The sequence below is a fragment of the Arthrobacter sp. EM1 genome, assembly GCF_029964055.1.
Lineage (GTDB): Bacteria > Actinomycetota > Actinomycetes > Actinomycetales > Micrococcaceae > Arthrobacter.
The window spans coordinates 1,694,031-1,717,662 of record NZ_CP124836.1 but is presented as its reverse complement, the minus strand read 5'-3'; the positions used below and the strand labels follow the sequence as shown (position 1 = coordinate 1,717,662).

The following is a 23,632-nucleotide window of genomic DNA, read 5'->3' as shown; positions in this document are numbered from 1 at the left end:
ACTCCGTCGGGAGGACTGCGGACTGGGAATCTACGGCTGGATCGTCAGCTACGGCTTTAGGCACGCTACCAATGCTAATCGAAAACTTCTTCGAAGATCCATTTCCGGGGCGCCCCGTGCCGCGAAATCCCGCGCGGCAACTTAGCGCCGGTCCTAGGAGCGGTCGTACGCGGCGGCGAGCAGCTGCACGGCCTCGGCGAAGCTGGCGCCCTGGGCTTTCGCGGCATCGGCGAACCCGGCAGCCACAGCGGAGAGCGAGCTCCAGGCTTCGTCCCGTGCGCACATCACAGTGCCGTTTCGGCCCCGGGTGACCACAACGCCGGCGGCCTCGAGTTCCTTGTAGGCGCGGGCCACGGTATGGGGTGCGACCCCCAGCTCGCCGGCAAGGCTGCGGACGGCAGGGAGCTTGGTCCCGGGCGCCAGCGCGCCGTTGTCGGCCCGTTCAATAATGTTGAGCCGGAGCTGATCAAACAACGGGACCGTGCTGCCGGGGTTGGGCCGCCAGGCACCGGGAAAGGGGACCGTCGATGCGTCCGTGGGGGTCACTGTCCGGGCTCCCGGCCGGAGGTGGCCTGTTCGCGGCGGGCGAACTGTGCCTTATACAGTTTCAGGTACATCCCACCCCTGGAGATGAGTTGGCGGTGGGTTCCTTGTTCAACGATCCGTCCTTGATCCATGACCAGAATTAGATCAGCGTCGCGCACGGTGGACAAGCGGTGGGCAATCACGAAGCTGGTGCGTCCCTGCCTGAGGCCGCGCATCGCCCGGCGGATCTGGACTTCGGTGCGGCTATCCACCGAGCTGGTCGCCTCGTCCAGGACCAGGATGCTGCGCCTGGCGAGTTGCGCACGGGCAATCGAAATCAGCTGGCGCTGTCCGCGGCTGAGCGAGTCTCCGTCGTTGCCGAGCATCGTGTCGTACCCCTCAGGCAGCGCCCGGACGAACTGGTCAACATGGCTGGCCTGAGCAGCGGCAATCACTGCGGCATCGCCCGCGCCGGGGCGGCCGTATTCGATGTTCTCCCGGATGCTGCCGGTGAAGAGCCAGGAGTCCTGCAACACGGTCCCGAACCTGGCCCGCAGTTCGTCGCGTGTCAGTTCCGCGATATCCGTGCCGTCGACAGTAATCCGGCCCGAATCGAGTTCGTTGAAGCGCATAAGCAGGTTCACCACAGTGGTCTTGCCGGCTCCGGTATGGCCAACAATTGCCACGGTCTGGCCGGGTTCCACGGTAAAACTCAGATCCTGGACCACCGGTGAACCGGGCCGGTAACCGAACGTCACACGCTCAAACGTGACCCGGCCCGCGGCATGGGGCGGCGCAATTCCGGCCCCGTGCCGGCCCGGGTCCGGGTCCGGCGGGATCTCCGGTGCATCCAGGAGGTTAAAGACCCGCCCGGCCGAGACCAGGCAGGACTGCAGCAGGGTCAGCATGCCGCCAATCTGCCCCATCGGTTGGCTGAAGAGCCTGCTGAATTGGATGAAGGCCTGAAGGCCGCCAATCGTCATGGCCCCGGACAGCACCTGAAGCGCCCCGACGACGGCGACGGCGATGTAGTTGAGGTTGGAGACCAGGACCATCAGCGGCTGAACGACGCCGGACACGTACTGGGCGCGTGCGCCCGCGCGGCACAATCGGTCGTTGGCGTCCCTGAAACTGGACGCAGCTGCCTCCTGCCGGCCAAAGGCCTTGATCACCTCATGTCCGGTGAATAGCTCCTCGAGTTGTGCGTGCAGCTCCCCGGTGCTGCTCCATTGCTCAGTGAAATGGCCCTGTGACTTCCGGGCCACCAGGACGGTGATGAGGGTCGACACCGGGACGGACACCAGCGCGATCACTGCCAGCACCGGGGAGATCCACAGCATCATGCCCAGCGCCCCGGAGAGCATCAACAGCGACATAATGAGCTGGTTGAGCAGCTGGTTGAGCGCCTGGGCAATGTTGTCGACGTCGTTGGTGGCTCGGCTCAGAACGTCGCCACGGTGCTGCTCGTCGAAGTGGCCCGACGGCAGGACGTGCAGTTTGACCTCCACCGAGGCACGCAGCCCGCTGCTGAGTCGCTGCGCGGCAACGGCCGTCAGGGTGCCCTGGATCCAACTGAAGGCCGAGGCCCCCAGATACATCAGCGAGACCTCCGCCAGCAGGGCAGCCAGCTGATCCTGGTCGAAGGTTCCGCCGGTGACGCCAGCAACAACGACGTCGGTGGCGTCGCCGAGGACTTTGGGCGCCAGCACGTTGAGCACCACAAATGCGCAGGTGGCAGCGAGGACGCCTGCCATCAGCAACCTCGACGGGCGGAGCAGCCCGAGTAGCCGCCCTGCCGTGCGCCAGCGAAGCCGGCCGGCGCCCGGGGTCGTTCCGGGAGGCGCTGACGGGAGGGCAGCGCGCCGGCCGTCCGGTTGTGTGTCCAGCACGGGTTGCTCTGTGGTCCCGCCGGCGGCGGGAGTGCCGGTCCCGGCGTCGGGGGGCGGCTCCGGCTTCACGGGGTCTCCTCAAGCAACAGCTGGGAGGCTGCGATCTCCTGGTAGCTCGGCGAGGACTCCATCAGCTGCTGATGTGTTCCCTGTGCCACGAGCCGGCCGTCCTCGAGGACAAGGATCAGCCCTGCGTCCTCGATCGTGGCAACACGTTCGGCCACGATCAGGACAGTGGCCGAATGCAGCAGCGGCGCCATCGCCTGTCGGAGCCGGGTGTCCGTACCGTAGTCCAACGCCGAGAAACTGTCATCAAACACGTACACCGCCGAACGCCGGAGCAGAGCCCGGGCGATGCAAAGCCGCTGCCGCTGGCCGCCGGAAAAATTCGTTCCGCCCTCCGTCACCGGTGCCTGCAGCCCCTGCGGCAGCCGCCGGACAAAAGCACCGGCCTGCGCATTCCCCAGTACCTGCCAGAGTTCCTCGTCCGTGGCTGCCGGCGCGGCCATTCTCAGGTTCTCGGCAAGCGTCCCGGAGAACAGGTAGGAGTGCTGGGGAACGAAGGCTATCAGGCTGCGCAGCGTCGCCAGGGACAGCCCGCGGACTTCGGATCCGCCGATGCTGATCGTCCCGGCGGTGGCATCCAGGAACCTTGGCAGCAGGTTCAGCAGGGTGCTCTTACCGCTGCCGGTGGCGCCGATGACCGCCGTGACGGTTCCGGGAAGGGCTGTGAAGCTGACACCGTCAAGGACGGGGACCTCAGCCCCCGGGTATGCGAAGGAGACGTTTCGGAACTCCACGGTGTTGCCCACCGGCGCGGCTCCCGCCGGGCCGTCCGTGATCGCTGGCACCGTGTCGAGGACAGCCTGGATTCGTTCGGCGCAGGCAGCCGCGCGGGGAGCAGTCATCACAACGTACATCGCCATCATGATCGCGATCAGGATCTGCAGGATGTAGGCGATGAAGGCCGTCACGGCTCCCAGCCGCATTTCTCCGGACTGGATGCGGTGCCCGCCGAACCAAACCACACCAACTGAGGAGAGATTCACCACGAGCATTATCAGCGGCATCATCCCGGCGACCAGCAACGCGGAGCTCAGGTTGTTCCGGGTCAACTCCTTGTTTGCCCCTTCGAAGCGCCGGATCTCATGCGCCTGCCTGACGAATCCGCGGATAACGCTGGCGCCGATGATCTGCTCGCGCAGCACCCGGCCGATCCGGTCGATGAGCTCCTGGCCCTGCCGGTAGAGCGGAACGAGGCGGCGCACGATCAGGACCATAATGACCGCAAGCACCGGAATCACCGCGACGACGATGCCGGAGAGCGCAATGTCCTGGTGGACGGCGAGCACCATGCCGCCGATGAAAATGGCCGGTGCCGCGATCAGCATCGTGAACACAAGAACCATGAGGTTTTGCACCTGTGCGACGTCGTTTGTGGCCCGGGTCACAAGGCTGGCGGCCCCGAACTCGCCGATTTCCTGCGAGGACAGGGATTGTACTTTTACAAACAGCTCTTCCCGCAGTTTCCGGCCAAGTTCCATAGCCGTGACAGCGCCCAGGTAGCCGGCGCCGATTGCAGCTACCACCTGGACGCCGGCAATCGCCGCCATCCAGGACCCTAACCGCAGGATCTCCGGGACATTTCCGCGGACGATTCCGTTGTCGATAATGGCGGCGTTCAGGGTAGGAAGGAGGAGGCTGGCAGTCGTCTGCACGAGCTGCAGGGCCACAATTGCCAAGACGGAACCTTTATGGGCTCCCAGAATGCGTCGTGTCAGGCCAATAAGCACCGAACCTCCATCGCTAGCTCGGGGCGCCGATCGGGATATTTCAAGGCAGCTGCCCCCTGGCCGCCCCGCCATTGTAACCACGCTCACACTGTGCTCGAGTGTAACCCGGTGCCCGGCTGCCCGATGGGCCGCCCGCCAGGGCCGGTCATCCCGGGGTGCGGGCCACAGCGAAAATCCGGCGAAACCCGAACACTGTGCCGTGCGGGCCGGCAGGATAGGCCCGGGCCAGCAGTGCGGAGTAGTCGGCTTCGAAAGCACGGGCATCGGCGGCGGACAGTGCGGCCAGGACGGGCCGCAGCCCGGTCCCGCGCACCCATTCGAGCACCGGGTCCGGGCCGGGAAGGAGCTGCAGGTAAGTGGTCTCCCACACGTCCGCCGCACAGCCGGCGTCGAGCATGATGTTCAGGTATTCTTCCGGGCGGCCCACTGCGTCCGCGTGGCGCAGCACACCGGCGAGCCGGCCCGACCATGTCACCGATTCCGCCAGGCCGCGCATCAGCGTGTGCGAAGGCGAGCGGAAATTCCCGGGCACCTGCAGCGCGAACCAGGCGCCGGGCTTGAGCGCGGCGAGCCAGCGGGCCAGCAGGTCCCGGTGGTCCGGAACCCATTGCAGCGCGGCGTTGGTCACCACCACGTCGGTGTCATCGGAAGGCATCCAGCTGGCAATGTCCGCGTGGCTGAAAGAGAGATTCGGCAGCGGCTCCGCAGCGGAATCGGACCGGGCCAGCATCTCCGCAGAGGAGTCCAGGCCGGTCACCTGCGCCATAGGCCAGCGCCGGGCGAGGGCGGCGGTCAGGGCCCCGGAGCCGCAGCCGAGGTCAACGACGTTCCGGGGAGCATCCGCATGGATCCGGGCAGTCAGGTCAAAGTACGGCCGGTCACGGTACTCCCCGAACTTCGCGTACTTGGCGGGATCCCATTTCACTGCGTTCCTCCAGACACCGGCAACGATGCGCCGTGCGAAGCCTAACCCCGGCCCGGGCAGCAGCCCAAGAGGTGTCCGGCCCGGCTCCGCGGCGCCGGACACTAAGCTGGGAGGCAATGAAACTTGTTGATCAGCTCCCCGCCCCGGCCGCCCGGGTCCCAGGCCGGACCGGCCTTGACCCGGACGAGCTTTACACCCGCTTTGTCGAGTGGACCGAAACCCGCGGGCTGGCCCTGTACACCGCTCAGGACGAAGCCGTGATGGAGCTTGCCTCCGGCGCCAACGTGATCCTGGCAACCCCCACCGGATCCGGAAAGTCCCTCGTCGCGATCGCGGTTCACTTCCAGGCCATGGCCCGCGGCCAGCGCAGCTACTACACGGCCCCGATCAAGGCCTTGGTCTCGGAGAAGTTCTTCGCACTGTGCGATATTTTCGGCGCCGAGAATGTCGGTATGATCACCGGCGACTCCGGCGTTAACCAGGACGCCCCCATTATTTGCTGCACGGCGGAGATCCTGGCCAACATCGCCCTCCGCGAAGGGGCCGACGCCGAGCTCGGCGCCGTGATCATGGACGAGTTCCACTTTTACTCCGACCCGCAGCGCGGCTGGGCCTGGCAGGTCCCGCTGCTGGAACTCCCCCAGGCGCAGTTCCTGTTGATGTCCGCCACGCTTGGCGACGTTAGCCGCTTCGAAGCCGGAATCACCGCGCTGACCGGACGCCCGACGACGACCGTCAGCTCGGTGGAGCGGCCCATCCCGCTGCACTATTACTACGAGCAGACACCTGTACACGAGACGCTCGAAGAACTCCTTGCCACTAAGCAGGTGCCCGTATATGTGGTGCACTTCAGCCAGGTGGAGGCGATCGACCGGGCCCAGAACCTGATGAGCGTCAACGTCTGCAGCCGCGAGGAAAAGGACAAAATCGCCGAGCTGATCGCCGGCTTCCGCTTTGCCGCCGGCTTCGGCAAGACCCTCAACCGGCTGGTCCGGCACGGGATCGGCGTCCATCACGCCGGTATGCTGCCCAAGTACCGCCGGCTGGTGGAGCAGCTCGCGCAGGCCGGGCTGCTTAAGGTCATCTGCGGCACCGACACGCTCGGCGTTGGCATCAACGTCCCCATCCGCACCGTGCTGCTGACCGCGCTGAGCAAGTACGACGGCGTCCGAACCCGGCTGCTGAATTCCCGGGAATTCCACCAGATCGCCGGCCGCGCCGGGCGGGCCGGTTACGACACGGCGGGGACCGTGGTGGTCCAAGCGCCCGAGCATGTCACGGAGAACGTCAAGGCCATGGCCAAAGCCACGGCCAAGTTCGGGGACGATCAAAAGAAGCTCCGGCAGGTGGTTAAGAAGAAGCCGCCGGAAGGCTTTGTCTCCTGGGGCGAACCGACTTACAAGCGCCTGGTGGAATCCGTCCCGGATCCGCTGACATCCAGTTTCTCCGTGACCCATTCGATGTTGATGAACCTGATGGAGCGGCCGGGCGACCCGTTCCAGGCCGCCCGCCGGCTGCTCACCGAGAACCACGAGACCCGGTCCTCCCAGCTGCAGCTGATGAAAAGGGCGCTTGGGATCTACCGGGAGCTCCTGGCTGCAGGAGTGGTGGAACGGATCCCGGTTCAGGAGCAGGGACCCGATGGCCGCACCGTCCGGCTGACCGTCCACCTGCAGGCCAACTTCGCGCTGAACCAGCCGCTGTCCCCGTTCGCCCTCGCGGCACTGGAGCTGCTGGATCCGGAGTCGCCGTCGTACGCCCTGGACGTGGTGTCAGTCATTGAGTCGACGCTGGAGAAACCCCGTCAAATCCTCTCAGCGCAACTGAAGAAAGCGCGCGGCGAGGCCGTCGCGGCGATGAAGGCCGACGGAATCGACTACGACCAGCGCATGGCGATGCTCGACGAGGTCAGTTACCCGCAGCCGCTCGGGGAGCTGCTCGGGGAGGCGTTCGACGTTTACCGCCGGGCCGCCCCGTGGATCGGCGACTTTGAACTGGCGCCCAAATCGATCGTCCGGGACATGTACCAGCGGGCCATGAACTTTGGCGAGTTTGTCCAGTTCTACGGGCTGGCCCGCTCGGAGGGGATTGTGCTGCGCTACCTGGCCGACGGATTCAAGGCGTTGCGCCAGACGGTCCCCCAGGACGCCCTCCGCGAGGACCTCGAGGACTTCATCGCGTGGCTCGGCGAGCTGGTCCGGCAGGTTGATTCCAGCCTGCTCGACGAGTGGGAGGAGCTCACCTCCGGCAAGGCGCCAACACCTCACGATGCTCCGCCGCCACCGCCGCCGTCGCTGACCTCCAACGTGCGGGCCTTCCGGGTAATGGTCCGCAACGAGATGTTCCGCCGGGTGGAGCTCTTCGCAGATGAGGACGCTACCGCCCTGGCCGGGCTCGATTCCGGCTCCGGTTGGGACTTCGAACGCTGGGAGGACGCGCTGGACGACTACTTCGACGAACATAACGATATCGGCACCGGCCCGGATGCCCGCGGTCCCGGCCTGCTAATGATCACCGAAGAGCCCGCGCTGTGGAAGGTCCGGCAAATCTTCGACGATCCAGCCGGCAATCATGACTGGGGCATCTCAGCCGAGGTTGACCTTGCCGCCTCGGATGAGACCGGCACCGCCGTCGTGCGCGTGACGGACGTCAACCGGCTCTAAGCGGCCCTAGTAAACTCGAATAATGAGTCTAATCCGGCCCGCGACGGCAAACGATGTCCCCGCAATCCTGCAGATGATCCATGACCTGGCTCTCTACGAGAAGGAGCCGGACGCCGTCCGGAACACCCCGGAGATGCTGGGCGAGGCCTTGTTTGGCGAGAACCCGCGGGTGTTCGCCGCCATGGCTGAGAACGAGACCGGTGAGGTGCGGGGGTTCGCCCTCTGGTTCCTGAATTACTCCACGTGGGAGGGTGTCCACGGCATCTATCTCGAGGACCTGTATGTGCGCCCGGAGGCACGCGGCGAAGGCCACGGCAAGGCGCTCCTGCGGCACCTGGCTGAGACCGCCGTCGCACGCGGCTACGCCCGCGTCGAATGGAGCGTCCTCGACTGGAACGAGCCCTCGATCAATTTCTACAAAAAACTCGGCGCACACCCGATGGAGGAATGGTCCACGTTCCGGCTCACCGGTGAAGCGCTGGAGGCCTTTGCCGGCGCCAGCAAGGCCCGGGCCCGTGGCTGACCGGTCGGTTGCTGGCCGGCCTGTTGCTGGACGGCCTGCGGCCGACCTGCCCATGACCGGTTCCGGTGCCGCGGACCTGCTGGCGGCCGCACGGCCGACTGTCCCGCACACCATCAAGTCGCGGCACGTCTACCGCGGGATGCGCACGGCGGAGCACTACTTCGAAGTGCCGCTGGACCACTTCGGCGCTGGCGGCCCGGCCGGCGAGACCATCACCGTCTTCGCCCGCGAGTACGTCTCCGCGGACCACAGCGAGGAAGCCGCCGCCCAGCTCCCGTGGCTGCTGTACCTGCAGGGCGGGCCGGGCGGGCGCGGAAACCGGCTTCCCGCGCTGGGCGGCTGGAGCAAGGCCGCCGCCAGGGACTTCCGGATCCTGATGCTTGACCAGCGCGGCACCGGGCTGTCCTCCGCGATAGACCGTAAGACACTTCCACTGCGCGGCAGCGACGCCGATCAGGCGCACTACCTCAGCTATTTCCGCGCTGACTCGATCGTCGCCGACGCCGAGTCCATCCGGCTTGCCCTGGGGTCGGGACCGTGGACGATCTACGGTCAGAGCTACGGTGGCTTCTGCGCCCTCAGCTATCTTTCCTTCGCTCCGGAGGGCCTGCGGGAGGCCCTGATTACGGGCGGCCTGGGCCCGCTCTCCGGACCCGCGGACCGGGTGTACCAAAAAACCTTCGGGCGGGTGGCGGCCCGCAACGCCGAGTATTTCGGCAGGTATCCGGAGGACCGGGCAGCGGTCAGCCGGATTGCCCGGCACCTTCGTGAGACGGCGGAGTTGCTGCCCGACGGCGAACGCCTGACCGTGGAACGTTTCCAGATGGTCGGGTCATTTTTGGGCGGAAACACCAGGGTGGACGCCCTGCATCACCTGCTGGAGGACGCTTTCGTCGGCACACCCGCCGGCGAGCGGCTTTCGGATGCCTTCCTGGAGCAGGTCCGCGGGCTGGTGTCCCGGTCCGCCAACCCGCTGTACGCGCTGATGCACGAATCAATTTATGGCCAGGGTGAGTCCACCGACTGGGCCGCCTGGCGTGTCCTGCAGGACTTCCCGGAGTTCTCCCCGGAGGCCCCCGAGCCGTTGCTGACCGGTGAAATGGTCTACCCCTGGTACTTCGAGCAGGATCCCGCACTACGGCCGCTGCGGAACATTGCCCGGCTGCTCGCCGAAAAGGACGACTGGCCACGGCTCTATGATGCCGAACGGCTCGCTCTGAACAGCGTGCCAGTGGCGGCCGCCGTCTACACGGACGATATCTATGTTGACCGTGGGCTTTCGCTGGAGACCGCGGCTGCTGTCCGCGGACTGCAGGTTTGGGAGTCCGCGGACTTCCACCACGACGGTATTGCGGACGACGGCGAGGGTATCTTCGGCCGACTCCTGGGCCTGACCCGCTCCGTCAGGCCCTAACCCGGCGGTTCGCTGCACCGCAGGGTTAGGGCGCCGTCAGGCGGCGCGCACGCATGGCGGCGAGGGAGCCGACGGTGAACACCACCGCGGCGACGGCGGCCGCCGCCAGGTTGAGGCCCCGGTAGCCAACTCCACTCATCAGCAGCCCGGAGAAGCCGGCCCCGACAGCGCCGGCGACCCCCATCATCGTGTCCGAGACACCCTGGACGAGGACGCGGTCACCGGCGTGGACGCTTTCGGCCAGCAGGGTTGAACCCGCGATCGTGGCAGCGGACCAGCCCAATCCGAGCAGGATCAGGCCCACGGCGACCAGCGCCGGTTCGGCCTGGCCGAAGCCGGCCACGAGGACCGAGAGCAGGATCAGGCCGTGCCCCAGCAAAATGACCGGCAGCCGGCCCGTTTTGTCCGTCAGCCAGCCCATGACCGGTGAGAGTGCGTACATTCCGGCGATGTGCAGCGAAATGGTGAAGCCGATCAGGACCAGGACATCGGTGCTGGCGGCGTGCGCATGGCCGGCCGGCATGCCGGTGAGCGGTCCCTCGGTCAGCAGTTGCAGGTGCAGCGGCGTCATCGACATCACGGCGGCCATGCAGCCGTGCGCGGAAATAATCGCCAGCAGCGCAAAGCGTGCCCGCGGCGAGGCCCGGATGGCATCCAGGCCGTGCCGGAGGCTGTTCCGACGCCGGGCGGCGGCGGTGGGCGTCGGCTGACTTTCGGACCGCAGCCTGGCAGCCAGCAGCAGCGGGTCCGGCCGCAGGCCAATGAGCAGCAGCAGCGCGGCCAGGGCCAGTCCCGCCGTCGAAAATACAAAGGGGCCCGCCAGTTCCGGCAAGCCGAGCGCACTGCCTACCAGGGCGCCGGGACGGATCAGGTTGGGTCCGGCCACGGCGCCGATTGTGACAGCCCACACGACGATCGCCAGGGCTCGGCCGCGGCGTTCCGGAGCGGCGAGGTCGACGGCGGCGAAGCGGGCCTGCAGGTTGGCTGCCGTGCCCAGTCCAAGCAGGGCCGCTGCCAGCAGCAGCACGGGAAAGCTTCCCGTCACAGTGGAAACGATGACCAGCAGGGCTCCGGCCATGGCAGCGAGCAGGCCCGTAACCAGCGAGCCGCGCCGGCCGCGCCGGCCGGCCAGGCCTGCCAGCGGCAGCGCGGCCGCCGCCGCGCCGAGGGTCATGGTGGTGGTGACAGCTCCGGCCCACGCGTTCGAGCCCGAGAGCTGGACGGCCAGGAGGGACCCGACGGACAGGCTGGCGCCGCTGCCCACGCCGCTGAGCAGCTGAGCCGTGCTCAGGACCCAGACGGTTCGGCGCTGGACCCGCTGCGGGTCCAGGACCGAACCGTGCGCCGGGCTGGAGTCGATGGTTTTCACGGTCCGAGCTTAGCCGAACCGTGGAAGCTACTCGGCGTCGATCAGGCTCTTGCGGGAGTCTTCCTCGAGCCGGGGGTCCACCTTCGATGTTGTGGTGCCGGAGCTGACCAGGCTGGCAATGACGGCCACGATGATGGTGCCGATGATTACCGCGAGCGAGAGGAAAGTCGGGATCTCGGGAGCCCATTCGATGTGCCGGCCGCCGTTGACAAACGGGAGTTCGTTCACATGCATCGCGTGCAGGACCAGCTTCACACCAATGAACGCGAGAATCACGGAAAGGGCGTGCTTCAGGTAGACGAGGCGGGTCATCAGGCCGCCGAGCAGGAAGTACAGCTGACGCAGGCCCATCAGGGCGAAGATGTTGGCGGTGAAGACGATGAACGGGCTTTGCGTCAGGCCAAATATGGCGGGGATGGAGTCCACCGCGAACAGCAGATCCGTCAGGCCGATGGTCACAAAGACGACCAGCATGGGGGTGAAGACCCTCTTGCCGTCCACCATGGTGCGGAGTTTGCCGCCGTCGAACGTCTGGGACATCGGCAGGACAGTGCGGATCCGGGCGATGAGCGGGTTTTCCCGGTCTTCCTCGTCACCGCCGTCGTCCTGGAGCTGCTTCCACGCGGTCCAAAGCAGGAAGGCGCCGAAGAGGTAGAAGATCCAGCTGAACTGTTCGATCACTAGTGCGCCGAGCAGGATGAAGATGCCGCGCAGGACCAGCGCGATGATGATGCCCACCATCAGGACTTCCTGCTGGTACTTACGGGGTACCGAAAAGCGGGCCATGATGATGATAAAGACGAACAGGTTGTCGATGCTGAGGCTGTACTCCGTGACCCAGCCGGCAATGAACTGCCCGCCGTACTCGGGACCGGTGAAGGCAAACATCGCTGCGGCAAAAACGAGCGCCAGCCCGATGTAGAAGGTGACCCAGAGGCCTGCTTCCTTCATGGAGGGCTCATGCGGCCGCTTGAGGACGAGGAGCAGATCGACGGCGAGGATGGTGCCGAGGACAACGAAGGAGCCGATCTCAAACCAGAGGGGAAGTTCAGGCACGAAGATACCTTTCGCAGGGTACAACTAAGCGGTGCAAGTCTCTCCGGCCAAGCTCTCGCACCCGGGCCATTGCCTCCAGGTACCACTTGCAGCCCGCTACGCCCGGCAGGGCGTCTGTGCCATGCGTGTTGACGATCGTAGCGCTTGGGATACTCCCCTACGTTCGTCCTACCCTACCTTAGGCGTGCCCGGCGGACTGCATCTGGCGCAGTTCCTTCTTCAGCTCCCCTACCTCGTCACGAAGCCGGGCGGCAAGCTCGAAGTGCAGCTCCCCGGCGGCGGCATGCATTTGTTCGGTGAGCTGCTCGATCAGGCCCACCAGATCCTCGGCCGGTGCCGCGGCCAGGCCGTCCGCCCGGACCTTTGCCGAGCCCTTGCCCTTGCCGCGCGACTTGCCGGCCGCGGCGAGGAGTTCGCGGGTGTCGGCGTCCTCCTTGGCGATCTGGTCCGTGATGTCGGCGATCTTCTTCCGCAGCGGCTGCGGGTCGACGCCGTTAGCGGTGTTGTACGCCACTTGGATCTCGCGCCGCCGGTTGGTCTCGTCAATGGCCTTCGCCATGGAGTCGGTGATCCGGTCCGCGTACATGTGGACCTCGCCGGAGACGTTGCGGGCGGCCCGGCCGATGGTCTGGATCAGCGACGTTGCCGACCGCAGGAAGCCTTCCTTGTCCGCATCCAGGATACTCACCAGCGACACCTCGGGCAGGTCCAGGCCCTCCCGGAGCAAGTTGATGCCGACCAGGACGTCGAAGACTCCCATCCGAAGTTCCCGCAGCAGCTCGACGCGGCGCAGGGTGTCAACGTCCGAGTGCAGGTATTCGACCTTGACGCCGTGCCCGAGCAGATAATCGGTAAGGTCCTCCGCCATCCGTTTGGTCAGTGTGGTGACCAGGATGCGCTCATCCTTCGCGGTGCGGGTCTTGATCTCACCGAGCAGGTCATCGATTTGGCCCTTTGTCGGCTTGACGATCACCTCGGGGTCGATGAGGCCGGTGGGCCGGATGATTTGCTGGACGTAGCCGTCGGCTTTGCCGAGCTCGTACTTGCCCGGCGTGGCGGAGAGGTAGACGGTCTGCCCAACGCGGTCCTGGAATTCGTCCCATTTCAACGGCCGGTTATCCATCGCGGAGGGCAGCCGGAAGCCGTGGTCTACGAGGTTCCGCTTCCGGGACATGTCGCCCTCGTACATCGCGCCGATCTGCGGCACTGTAACGTGCGACTCGTCGATGACCAGGAGGAAGTCGTCCGGGAAGTAATCGATGAGGCAGTGCGGCGCCGTTCCGCGGGCGCGGCCGTCGATGTGGCTGGAGTAGTTCTCGATGCCGTTGCAGAAGCCCATCTGCTGCATCATTTCCAGGTCGTAGGTGGTGCGCATCCTGAGTCGCTGCGCTTCCACAAGTTTGTTCTGGCTTTCCAGGACCTGGAGCCGTCCGGCGAGCTCGTCTTCTATCCGCTTGATCGCCCGGCCCATACGTTCCGGACCGGCGACATAGTGCGATGCCGGGAAGACGTACATTTCGGTCTCATCACGGATGATTTCTCCGGTGAGCGGGTGCAGGGTATAGATGTTCTCGATCTCGTCGCCGAAGAACTCGATCCGGATCGCAAGCTCCTCGTACATCGGGATGATTTCTACGGTGTCGCCACGGACCCGGAACGTGCCTCGGTGGAAGTCCATGTCGTTGCGGGCATACTGCATGGAAACGAATTTCCGCAGCAGGTCATCGCGGTTCATCTGGGCGCCCTTGCTCAGTGTCACCATGCCGGCGATGTATTCCTCCGGGGTGCCGAGGCCATAGATGCAGGACACGGTGGCGACCACGATCACGTCCCGGCGGGTCAGCAGCGCATTGGTGGCGGAGTGCCGGAGCCGTTCGACTTCCTCGTTGACGGACGAGTCCTTTTCGATGAAGGTGTCCGTCTGCGCCACGTAGGCTTCCGGCTGGTAGTAGTCGTAGTAGGAGACGAAGTATTCGACGGCGTTGTTGGGCAGCAGCTCGCGGAATTCGTTGACGAGCTGCGCTGCGAGGGTCTTGTTTTGCACCATCACCAGGGTGGGCCGCTGCACCTGCTCGATCAGCCACGCCGTCGTCGCGCTCTTGCCGGTACCCGTGGCGCCGAGCAGCACCACGTCCTTCTCGCCGTTTTTGATGCGCTCGGTCAGTTCCCCGATGGCGGCCGGCTGGTCGCCTGCCGGCTGGAATTCGCTGATGACCTCGAAAGGCGCCACGACACGGTTGATCTGCTGGGCAAGACTCATGTTCCTAATGTACCGCCGGGCCCCGACGCTCCGCCCTGATTCAGCTTTGGGCGGTACGTTCCGGTCCGGCTTCGGGCCCCGGCTACAAGGGAGGCTGCCAGCCGGTGCGCCGCGCCCACGCTTCCATTTGCGCCGGGGCGTGCCCGGCCATCCCGTCCTCCGTGTCCGAGGCGTAGCCAGCGGTGCTCCGATCTGCGCCGTGCAACCTGCCGGCCCGGCGCTTCTCGGCAAGGTATTCCTCCCGGGCAGCCGGGTCATCGCGCAGCCAGTCCCGGAAGCAGAGCGCGAACCGCCAGCCCGGCGAGCCCACGGCCCGGACGTGGAGGTTGACCGCCCGTCCGGGGTCCGCGTTGGCGTGCAGGCGCTCCGGCCAGCTTGCCGGGTCCGGGTCCGGGGGTTGGGGGTTGCCGGAAACCGCAACGGGCCGGGCCGGGAAACCCGCCTCGGCGAGCAGCAGCGAGATCCGGTCCGCGGCGGCCATGTCCTCGACGCCGAGCTGGAGGTCCAGCACGTCGTTCGTGCCGAGGCCGGGCACGGCAGTGGAACCAACATGGTGCAGGGCCAGGATGTTCTCCCCCGCAGCCGTCCGCAGGCGCGCCATAAGCCGCGCGGCTTGCACCGGCCACTCGGGGTTGGCGTGCGCCGGCACCGGGGCGCCGGTCCGGGGTGCCGGGCGGTGCCTGCCCAGGTTCTCCGCGAAGGGTGCCAGCCGGAATTTCCAGAGCCGGTCCACCGCGTCCCGAAGTTCCTGCTTGGAACCGGAGTTGTCCAGGACGACGTCGGCTGCTGCCAGCCGGTCCTGCCTGCCCGCCTGCGCCGCCATCCTGGCGCGGGCGTCAGCGGGGCTCATCCGCCGGTGTTGCACCATCCGCTGCAGCCGGGCCTCATCCGGCGCGTCAACCACCACCACCAGATGGAAATTGGAGCCCTGGCCGGTCTCAACGAGGAGCGGGATGTCCTGGACCACCACGGCGCCCATAGGGGCGGCGGCGGACAGCGCGGCAGCCCGCTCCCGCACCAGCGGATGGATGATGTTGTTCAAAACGGCAAGGCGGTCCGGGTTGCCGAACACGAGGGCGCCGAGCTTGGCCCGGTCCAGGCCGCCGTCGGGCGTCAAAACCGACTTGCTGAAGGCCTCCACCACCTTGGCGAGTCCGGGTGTGCCGGGCTCGACGACCTCCCGGGCCAGGGCGTCTGCGTCGATCACTACGGCGCCCAGTTCGCGCAGGCGCGAGGAGGCCACTGACTTGCCTGCGGCGATGCCGCCCGTCAACCCGATTTTCAGCACTCCACCAGACTAAACTGATCCGGTGGCTGAAAATGCGGTTTTCCCGGAGAGCAGGGCCACCGTGTACACCTCGCTGGCGGCGGACCGGGAGTTCCGCCACGAGACTGAGGTTAGACGCTCCCGCTTCATTACGGTGCTGCAACGGACCGCAGACGAGGATGGGGCCCGTTCGGTCCTTGCCGCCCTGCGCAAAGAATTCCACGACGCACGGCACCACTGTTCCGCGTTTGTGCTCGGTCCGGACCGGGATGTCCAACGCTCAAACGACGACGGCGAACCGTCCGGAACCGCGGGCAACCCGATGCTTGATGCGCTGCTCAAACGCGAAACCGCTCCGGGCGCGACGGATCTCAGTGATGTAACAGCTGTGGTGGTCCGGTACTTTGGCGGGATCCTGCTGGGGGCAGGCGGATTGGTCAGAGCCTACTCGGAAGCCGTGACCGCTGCCTTGGACCGGGCGCCCCTCGTGCAGCGCCGCCGGCTGCGGATCTGCAGGGTGGCCGTTCCGCACACGTCCGCCGGGCGGCTGGAAAACGAGCTCCGCGCCGCGGGTTACGTCATGGCAGAATCCAGTTACGCGGCGGAAGCTACTATCCTTCGGCTTGCCCTGCCGGATGATCCGCCTGGTCTGGCCCGGGCGGCCGAGCGGCTGGCCGCGCTGTCTGCCGGAACGGCCGAATTAGTGCCCGGAGAAACGGAGTGGATCGATGTCCCCCACGGGTGAGCCTTCCCGTCCCGCCGTGTTGCTCGTTGATGTCTCAGGGGCGGTCCTCGAGCAGCTCCTGTCAGTGGCGATCCAGGACGCGGATGCGGACGACGTGACCCCACCCTTGGGCAGCGCCGCCGGCTGGAATTCGGAACGGATCAGCTGGTTCCGCGAATACCACCGAGCGGCCGCCGGACTCGACGGGCCAGGCCAGCAGCAAAGCTGGGCGGTCAGTTCCGGCGGTGAACTGGCGGGAGCGGTCCGGCTGCGGCGGACCGGAGCCTGTGCGCTGGAAACGGGTATCTGGCTGGCGCGCAGCTTCCGCGGCCGCGGAATCGCACGGGAAGCGCTTCGTCTCGTGATTGGCCGGGCCGCCGCGACCGGGGCGTCGGTGCTGGAAGCCGAGACAACGGCAGGGAACACCGCGGCGCTGGCCCTCCTGAGGTCAACCGGTGCCGAGCTCGAGGAAGGCGAAGCCGCCACCGGTGCAACGGTTCCGGTCAAGGCCAGGATCGCGTTGCGCTGACTCCCCCACCCTGAGCATGCCCGCCGTTCACCACCCCCCGGTGGACATGCCCACTGTTCAGCACCCCCCGATGCTGAGCATGCCCCCTGTTAGCCCAAGCCCTTGGACATAATCCTGATGTTCCCATCGCCCGGGTCCGCGGCTGGACATGGTCCACCCGGATTCAGGCGAGAGCCGCCGCAATTTCCCAAATGTGGCCGCCGGGGTCGCGAAAGCTTGCCGTGCGGATACCCCACGGCCGGTTCACCGGTCCATTCAGGAGTTCGACGCCGCGCCCGGTCAAATCCGCGCACAAGGCATCAACGTCGTCCACCTCGAGGGTGAATTGCATCCTGGCGCCGACCTCGGCGGAAGCCACCTTGGCAGGGCCGATGAGCTCCGGTGCCTCGGAAGAGTTCAACAAATTGATCAGGGTGTTCTCGAACCTAAACACAGCCGAGGCCTCGTCTTCATACGCCACCGGCAGACCAAACACTTCCCGGTAGAAGCGTTTTGCCACGGGCAGATCCTCGACGAATAAGGTGATGGCTCCGATTGCCCCTGGCCAAGTCCGGTTGTCAGCTGGCTCGGTTGCCTGGAAATTTCCTGCAGTTCCACCCATAGTGGCCGCCCCCTTGTGTTCCGTTGACCTAACCCGGACAGCATCGACGCTAAGCAGCTGCAAAGTCAACCATTCCGCCCGCCACCAACGGCATGGCCTGGCTCGGTCTGCGACGGACATGTCCACCAGGCCCGGCGGGATACCTCCGGACATGCCCCGCCCTCGGGACCAGGCCTGAGCATAATACTGTTATGTCCAGTGGCCGCAGCCACCACCGGGCATGTCCCCACGGGGAGCAGCCAGGGCCGGCCCGAAAACAGTGGCACTTGTAAAACAACACAAAAATGGCCGCCCCCGGAGGGACGGCCACTTTTATGGCGCTAATTTAGGCTACAAACTGCCAGGGCCCGGGGAGTGGATCCCCGGGAACCACGGGCAATTAGTTGCCGGTCAGCTTCTCGCGCAGTGCTGCCAGAGCCTCGTCGGAAGCGAGCGTGCCGCCACCGGTGTTGGACTCGGCTGCAGCCGGCTCGGAGGAGTAGCTGGTGGTGCCGGAGTCGCTCTCGCCGGACGTTGCAGCTGCAGCGTCATCGGCAGCGTGCTGGGCAACCTGCTTCTTGTGGGCTTCCCAGCGGGTCTGGGCGTCAGCGTACTGCTGCTCCCAGGCGGCGCGCTGCGTCTCGTAGCCTTCAAGCCACTCGTTGGACTCCGGATCGAAGCCCTCCGGGTACTTGTAGTTGCCTTCTTCGTCGTACTCTGCGGCCATGCCGTACAGAGCCGGATCGAATTCGGTGGAGTCGGCGTCGACGCCCTCGTTGGCCTGCTTGAGGGACAGCGAGATGCGGCGGCGTTCGAGGTCGATGTCGATGACCTTGACGAACAGCTCATCCCCGACGGAGACAACCTGCTCGGCCAGCTCTACGTGGCGCACTGCGAGCTCGGAGATGTGGACCAGGCCTTCGATGCCGTCTTCAACGCGAACGAACGCGCCGAACGGAACCAGCTTGGTGACCTTACCCGGCACAACCTGCCCGAGGGCGTGGGTGCGGGCGAAGGTCTGCCACGGGTCTTCCTGCGTAGCCTTGAGCGAGAGGGAAACACGCTCGCGGTCCAGATCGACCTCGAGAACCTCGACGGTGACTTCTTGGCCCACCTCGACAACCTCGGACGGGTGGTCGATGTGCTTCCAGGACAGCTCGGAAACGTGAACGAGGCCGTCTACGCCGCCCAGGTCCACGAAGGCACCGAAGTTGACGATGGAGGAAACGACGCCGGGACGGACCTGGCCCTTTTCCAGCTTGTTGAGGAACGTGGAGCGGACCTCGGACTGGGTCTGCTCGAGCCATGCACGGCGGGACAGCACCACGTTGTTGCGGTTCTTGTCCAGCTCGATGATTTTGGCTTCGATCTTCTGGCCGATGTACGGAGCAAGGTCGCGCACACGGCGCATCTCGACGAGGGATGCCGGCAGGAAGCCGCGCAGGCCGATGTCGAGGATAAGACCACCCTTGACAACCTCGATGACGGTGCCGGTGACGACGCCGTCCTCTTCCTTGACCTTCTCGATGTCGCCCCAGGCGCGCTCGTACTGAGCACGCTTCTTGGAGAGGATCAGGCGGCCTTCTTTGTCTTCCTTGGTGAGCACCAGGGCTTCGACGAGATCGCCAACGGAGACGACGTCTCCGGGATCAACATCGTGCTTGATGGACAGCTCGCGGGAGGGAATGACACCTTCGGTCTTGTAACCGATGTCGAGCAGAACTTCGTCGCGGTCGACCTTCACGACGGTACCTTCGACGAGGTCCCCGTCGTTGAAGTACTTGATGGTGGCGTCGACAGCTGCGAGGAAGTCCTCAGCGGTACCGATGTCGTTAATTGCGACTACGGGTGTACCGGGCTTCTCGGTGGAGGTGATGGTCATGTAGTAGGGGCTCCGTTGTGGATAGTTAGTCGGTCAGGCCAACCGCTGCGCCCGCGTCGGCGACACGGGAGCAGGCACGGCATTTTGCCGGGTCATCCTGATTTGTGGATTGAAGATGCGGGCACGTAGTACACGCCCGTTTAGTCTAGTCGTATACGGGAACGCCGGTCAAAGTGCAACGGCTCGGGGCCAATTCGCCTAAAAGTGCGTCAGGCAGTGCGGTGCACGGTCGACGGCGAACATCAGCCGTGCGGTCAGTGCGGCCCCGGAAACGTGCTCCAGGATCCGCCCGGCAGCCGCCAGCGTCACCGGGCAGACTGCGCCGAGAAAGACGGACCCGAGTTCCGCGACGTCGAGGCTCAGGTCCGGTTCGGTGCCGTCCGGGGCGGACTCCACGCGGGCTTCACCGTCAGTCACAGTGAGCGTGTACGTGCCCGCCGCGAAGCCCAGGGTGTCGGTGACGTGCAGGACCAGGCTGCCGTCGGTCGAGTAGCGTCGTGCGCCGAGGGCTTTGGCCGTGTCCAGGATCCGGAGCCAAAGCATGTCTGCGTTCTCGGCGGACTCGATGCAACGCGGGTCCTCAAGGGCCCACGTCAGCGGATCGTCCACGGGGGCTTCGGCCCACGCAACACGCTGAATGAGGTCGATGCTGCCGAGGAACTGCCACAGCTCGAGGTAGCCGGACGTGGTGGCAGCGACGAGGTCAACGACTTCCATGGTGGCTGGCGTGGTGTCCCAGCCGGAGAATTTGTAGGCGACATAACCGTCCACAGCACCGTCGGCGTCGTAGTGCAGGGCACAGCGGATCGATTCGTCCTCCGCCCCGTCCCGGCCTAGTGTCCCCGAGCTGCGCTGCCGGTAGGCGTCCTGCCGATCGATAGACCCGGGCGTGACCCGGTGGACGCGTTCGAACACGCCCTGGGCCAGCTCCAGCAGGACTTTCCGGTCGGCGACTTCCACCGAGCCGCTCGCACTGTGCCGCAGCCGGAAGCGCGGGCCGGTGTCCACCTTCACGCTGCGCTCGAACGTCGCGACGCCGAAGCCGAACCGCCCGTAGATGGAAGCCTCGGACGCCGTCAGGGCAGCAATGGCCAGGCCGTCGGCTTTCGACGCCGCCAGGTCCTCGGTCATCATCCGGCGCAGGAGTCCCTGCCGGCGGTGGGTTCCCCGGACGGTTACGGCGGTGATCAGCTGCGCTTCGAGCTGCCGGCCGTAACCGACATTGAGGTTTTTGCGCAGGGTCCCGAAGGTGGCCACGGGGATGTCGGCAGCCAGGGAATGCGCGGCCACTGTGCCGCGCTGGTAGACCCCCGTCAGCTCGCGGTTGTCGGCGCGGTACATGGCCATGACCTTGTCCACGAACTCGTCCTTGTGGCGCTCGTCGTAAAAGCCGACGCCGACGCCGCGCAGCCAGGAGACGCCCAGCGCGTAGTCCGGTTCGCCCTTTTGGGCCGCCCGGAACCTCCTGATCTCGTACTTTTCAGTCATGTGCTTTCCCCCTGGGTATCCTGCAAAATCCACAATTCACGCAGGCATCAATGCCCCGCCTCGTACCAGCTCGAACCGACGCCGATCTGGACTTCCAGCGGAACGGTCAACCTGGCAGCCGCCCCCATCTGCTCGGTCACGAGCTTTTCCACGGTGTCCCGCTCTCCGGCCGCGACTTCCAAAACCAGTTCGTCATGGACCTGCAGCAGCATCCGCGACTTCAGTCCCTGTTCGGCCAGCGCACCGGAGACCCCGAGCATCGCACGCTTGATGATGTCCGCTGCCGATCCCTGGATCGGAGAGTTCAGCGCAATGCGCTCAGCGTTCTCGCGCAGCTGGCGGTCGGTGCTCGTGAGGTCCGGAAGATACCGGCGTCGGCCCTCGATGGTGGCGGTGTACCCGTCGATTCTGGCCTGCTCCACGACGCCGCGGAGATAGTCGCGGACGGCGCCGAACCGGTCGAAGTAGTCCTTCATCAGCGTCCTCGCCTCATCGACGGAAACCTCGAGCTGCTTGGAGAGCCCGAAGGAGGTCAGTCCGTAGGCAAGGCCATAGGACATGGCCTTGACCTTGGAACGCATCGCACTGGTCACCTGGTCTGTGGGTACATGGAAGATGTTGGAACCTACGAACCGATGCAGGTCTTCGCCGTCCTTGTAGGCCTGAATCAGGCCCGCATCCCCCGAGAGGTGCGCCATGATGCGCATTTCGATCTGCGAGTAGTCGGCCGAGAGCAGGCAGTCGTAGCCATCGCTGACCACAAAGATGCTGCGCACACGGCGGCCCTCCTCGCTGCGGATGGGGATGTTCTGCAGGTTGGGGTTGTTGGACGAGATCCGGCCGGTGGCTGCGACGTTTTGCGCGTAACTGGTGTGGATCCGGCCGTCGTCGGTGACGGACTTCTTCAGCGACTCCAGCATCTGACGCAGCTTCGAGGACTCGCGGTGCGCCATTAGCTGGACGAGGAATTCGTGCCCGGTCTTTTCCAGCAGGTTCTTGAGCGACGCGGCGTCGGTGGTGTACCCGGACTTGATCTTTTTGGTTTTCGGCAGTCCCAGCTCCTCAAACAGGACCGTCTGGAGCTGCTTCGGCGACCCCAGGTTTACTTCGTGGCCAATCGCGGCGAACGCAAGCTCCTGGGCGTTGTCGATGACCTTGGCCAGATCCGCCAACTGCTCGTCCATACGCGCCATGTCGATGGCAATTCCGGCGAGTTCCATGTCGGCAAGGACCCGGCTGACGGGCAGCTCGAGGGTGGTCAGCAGGTCCTGGGCTCCGCGTTCCTGCAGCTCAGTTTCGAAGTAGCGGCTCAGTGCCTGGACGACGGCGGCCACCTGGACGAGCGCGCCGGCGGCGGCAGTATCGCCGTCGAACGCCAACTCAAGCTGGCCGGCCTTGGCCGCCTCGGTCGCGACGCCGATGTTCAGGTGGTGCTGGGCGAGTTCGGCGAGCTCATAGCTGCGGCGGTCAGGCTGAATGAGGTACCCGGAAATTGCGGTGTCGTCCACCACGCCGTCCAGGCCCAGGCCACGGTTGGAGAGAGCTTTGAGTGCCGCCTTGTAGCCATGCATGACCTTGGGCGCGGCCGCGTCCCTGAGCCAGCCGGCCAGGACGTTCTCGGCGGCGGCATCCTGGCCGGTGAGGTCGATGTAGGCAGCCCCGTCCGCACGGACGATGGCCAGGGCAGCGGCATCCTCGCCGATCCGGCCCGGCACGAGGTCGACGGCGACAGCTGAACGCTTGCCGGCCCCCGAGTCGAGGAAAGCAGCCAGCTCGGCAGCGTCCGAAGGGACCACGAAGTCCGGAGTGTCGAGGCGCTCTCTCTCCGGCTCAGCGACCTCACTGCCGTACAGGGCCAAGAGCCGGGTACGGATGGTCTTGAATTCGAGGGTATCGAACAACTCCTCGATGGCAGCCTGGTCCGGCCGCGGTTCCGAAAGTTCTTCCAGCGTCACCGGGAGCTCCAGATCGGTGTGGAGCCTGTTCAGCCTCCGGTTGCGCTTGACGTCCTCAACGTTTTCGCGGAGGGAATCCCCCACCTTCCCGCCGATGGAGTCGATGTTCGCCAGAACCCCCTCCAGGCCGCCGTAAAGGTTAATCCACTTCGCTGCCGTCTTGGGGCCGACGCCGGGAACGCCGGGAAGGTTGTCCGCGGACTCTCCCACCAGCGCGGCGAGGTCCGAATACTGGGCTGGCGTGACGAAATACTTCTCCTGGATGGCCACGGCATCCAGGCGGGGAATGTCACTGACACCCTTTTTCGGGTACAGCACAAAGACGTTGTCAGTGATCAGCTGGAAGGCATCCCGGTCCCCCGAAACCAGGAGCACCTCGAAACCGGCCTTGTCTCCCATCGTGGCGAGGGTGGCCAGGATATCGTCAGCTTCGTAGCCGGGCATCTTGATGGTCTTGATGCCCCAAGCTCCCATGACCTTGTCGATGAGGTCGATCTGGCCGCTCATCTCGCGGGGGGTTTCGTTGCGTCCGCCCTTGTAGTCGCTGTATTCGGCCTTGCGATGGGTGGTGTCATCGGAGACGTCGAAGGCGACGGCAACGTGGGTGGGCTTCTGCTCCTTGATGAGGTTGATCAGCATGGACGTAAAGCCGTGTACGGCGTTTGTGTGCTGTCCCGTGGCGGTGGAGAATTTGTCAGCCGGCAGCGCGAAGAACGCACGAAATGCCATGGAGTGGCCGTCGAGGACCATCAGCCGGGGCTGACCGGTGATCGGAACCACGGGCGCCGCA

General features: G+C 65.7%; 17 protein-coding genes. 5 read left to right on the top strand and 12 right to left on the bottom strand.

What is annotated here, in order from left to right:
• Positions 1-153: 153 nt before the first annotated feature.
• The 4 genes from QI450_RS07845 to QI450_RS07830 form a co-directional block, all read right to left on the bottom strand.
• Positions 154-546, bottom strand: a complete 393-nt coding sequence (locus tag QI450_RS07845) for a GntR family transcriptional regulator (protein ID WP_226774874.1) — start codon at positions 544-546, stop codon at positions 154-156.
• Positions 543-2,279, bottom strand: a complete 1,737-nt coding sequence (locus QI450_RS07840) for an ABC transporter ATP-binding protein (protein WP_226774919.1) — start codon at positions 2,277-2,279, stop codon at positions 543-545. Before QI450_RS07840 ends, QI450_RS07845 begins: the two co-directional genes overlap by 4 nt.
• A 200-nt stretch (positions 2,280-2,479) precedes the next feature.
• The gene (locus QI450_RS07835; RefSeq protein ID WP_226774873.1) at positions 2,480-4,207 is read right to left on the bottom strand and encodes an ABC transporter ATP-binding protein; all 1,728 of its coding nucleotides are present in this window, start codon (positions 4,205-4,207) and stop codon (positions 2,480-2,482) included.
• Positions 4,208-4,352: 145 nt separating this feature from the next.
• Positions 4,353-5,132, bottom strand: coding sequence for a trans-aconitate 2-methyltransferase (locus tag QI450_RS07830; RefSeq protein ID WP_226774872.1), 780 nt, complete (start codon positions 5,130-5,132; stop codon positions 4,353-4,355).
• A gap of 116 nt (positions 5,133-5,248) precedes the next feature.
• Between QI450_RS07830 and QI450_RS07825 the strand changes: the two genes are divergently transcribed.
• Genes QI450_RS07825 through QI450_RS07815 form a run of 3 tightly spaced genes read left to right on the top strand, consistent with a single transcriptional unit; the run spans position 5,249 to position 9,732 of the window.
• Positions 5,249-7,795: a DEAD/DEAH box helicase gene (locus QI450_RS07825; protein WP_226774871.1), complete on the top strand. Its 2,547-nt coding sequence runs from the start codon at positions 5,249-5,251 to the stop codon at positions 7,793-7,795.
• 22 nt (positions 7,796-7,817) lie between these two features.
• Complete coding sequence (locus QI450_RS07820; RefSeq protein ID WP_226774870.1) at positions 7,818-8,318, top strand: GNAT family N-acetyltransferase; 501 nt, start codon at positions 7,818-7,820, stop codon at positions 8,316-8,318.
• A 52-nt stretch (positions 8,319-8,370) separates the two neighbouring features.
• A complete protein-coding gene (locus QI450_RS07815) occupies positions 8,371-9,732 on the top strand; it encodes an alpha/beta fold hydrolase (protein ID WP_282468168.1) in 1,362 nt (453 codons plus the stop codon).
• Positions 9,733-9,757: 25 nt separating this feature from the next.
• On the opposite strand, the gene QI450_RS07810 is transcribed toward QI450_RS07815, so the two are convergent.
• The 4 genes from QI450_RS07810 to coaE form a co-directional block, all read right to left on the bottom strand.
• On the bottom strand, positions 9,758-11,092 hold the full coding sequence (locus QI450_RS07810; RefSeq protein WP_226773382.1) for an MFS transporter: 1,335 nt from the start codon (positions 11,090-11,092) through the stop codon (positions 9,758-9,760).
• A gap of 36 nt (positions 11,093-11,128) precedes the next feature.
• A complete protein-coding gene (locus QI450_RS07805; RefSeq protein ID WP_226773377.1) occupies positions 11,129-12,157 on the bottom strand; it encodes a TerC family protein in 1,029 nt (342 codons plus the stop codon).
• A 178-nt stretch (positions 12,158-12,335) separates the two neighbouring features.
• On the bottom strand, positions 12,336-14,417 hold the full coding sequence (uvrB, locus tag QI450_RS07800; RefSeq protein ID WP_226773378.1) for an excinuclease ABC subunit UvrB: 2,082 nt from the start codon (positions 14,415-14,417) through the stop codon (positions 12,336-12,338).
• Between the two features lie 82 nt (positions 14,418-14,499).
• Positions 14,500-15,705: a dephospho-CoA kinase gene (gene coaE / locus QI450_RS07795; protein WP_226773379.1), complete on the bottom strand. Its 1,206-nt coding sequence runs from the start codon at positions 15,703-15,705 to the stop codon at positions 14,500-14,502.
• A 22-nt stretch (positions 15,706-15,727) separates the two neighbouring features.
• Between coaE and QI450_RS07790 the strand changes: the two genes are divergently transcribed.
• Positions 15,728-16,429, top strand: a complete 702-nt coding sequence (locus tag QI450_RS07790; protein WP_226773380.1) for a YigZ family protein — start codon at positions 15,728-15,730, stop codon at positions 16,427-16,429.
• The gene (locus QI450_RS07785; protein WP_226773381.1) at positions 16,413-16,937 is read left to right on the top strand and encodes a GNAT family N-acetyltransferase; all 525 of its coding nucleotides are present in this window, start codon (positions 16,413-16,415) and stop codon (positions 16,935-16,937) included. The genes QI450_RS07790 and QI450_RS07785 overlap by 17 nt, the downstream gene beginning before the upstream one ends.
• Positions 16,938-17,100: 163 nt before the next feature.
• Here the strand turns inward: QI450_RS07785 and QI450_RS07780 are convergent, their stop codons facing one another.
• The 4 genes from QI450_RS07780 to polA all read right to left on the bottom strand — a co-directional run bounded on the left by QI450_RS07780 (position 17,101) and on the right by polA (position 23,592).
• On the bottom strand, positions 17,101-17,538 hold the full coding sequence (locus QI450_RS07780; protein WP_226773147.1) for a VOC family protein: 438 nt from the start codon (positions 17,536-17,538) through the stop codon (positions 17,101-17,103).
• Positions 17,539-17,917: 379 nt separating this feature from the next.
• Positions 17,918-19,399 (bottom strand): 30S ribosomal protein S1, encoded by a 1,482-nt coding sequence (rpsA, locus tag QI450_RS07775; RefSeq protein WP_226773148.1) that lies wholly within the window; start codon positions 19,397-19,399, stop codon positions 17,918-17,920.
• A 198-nt stretch (positions 19,400-19,597) separates the two neighbouring features.
• Complete coding sequence (locus QI450_RS07770; RefSeq protein WP_226773149.1) at positions 19,598-20,887, bottom strand: GNAT family N-acetyltransferase; 1,290 nt, start codon at positions 20,885-20,887, stop codon at positions 19,598-19,600.
• A gap of 47 nt (positions 20,888-20,934) precedes the next feature.
• The gene (polA, locus tag QI450_RS07765; RefSeq protein ID WP_226773168.1) at positions 20,935-23,592 is read right to left on the bottom strand and encodes a DNA polymerase I; all 2,658 of its coding nucleotides are present in this window, start codon (positions 23,590-23,592) and stop codon (positions 20,935-20,937) included.
• Positions 23,593-23,632: the final 40 nt, after the last annotated feature.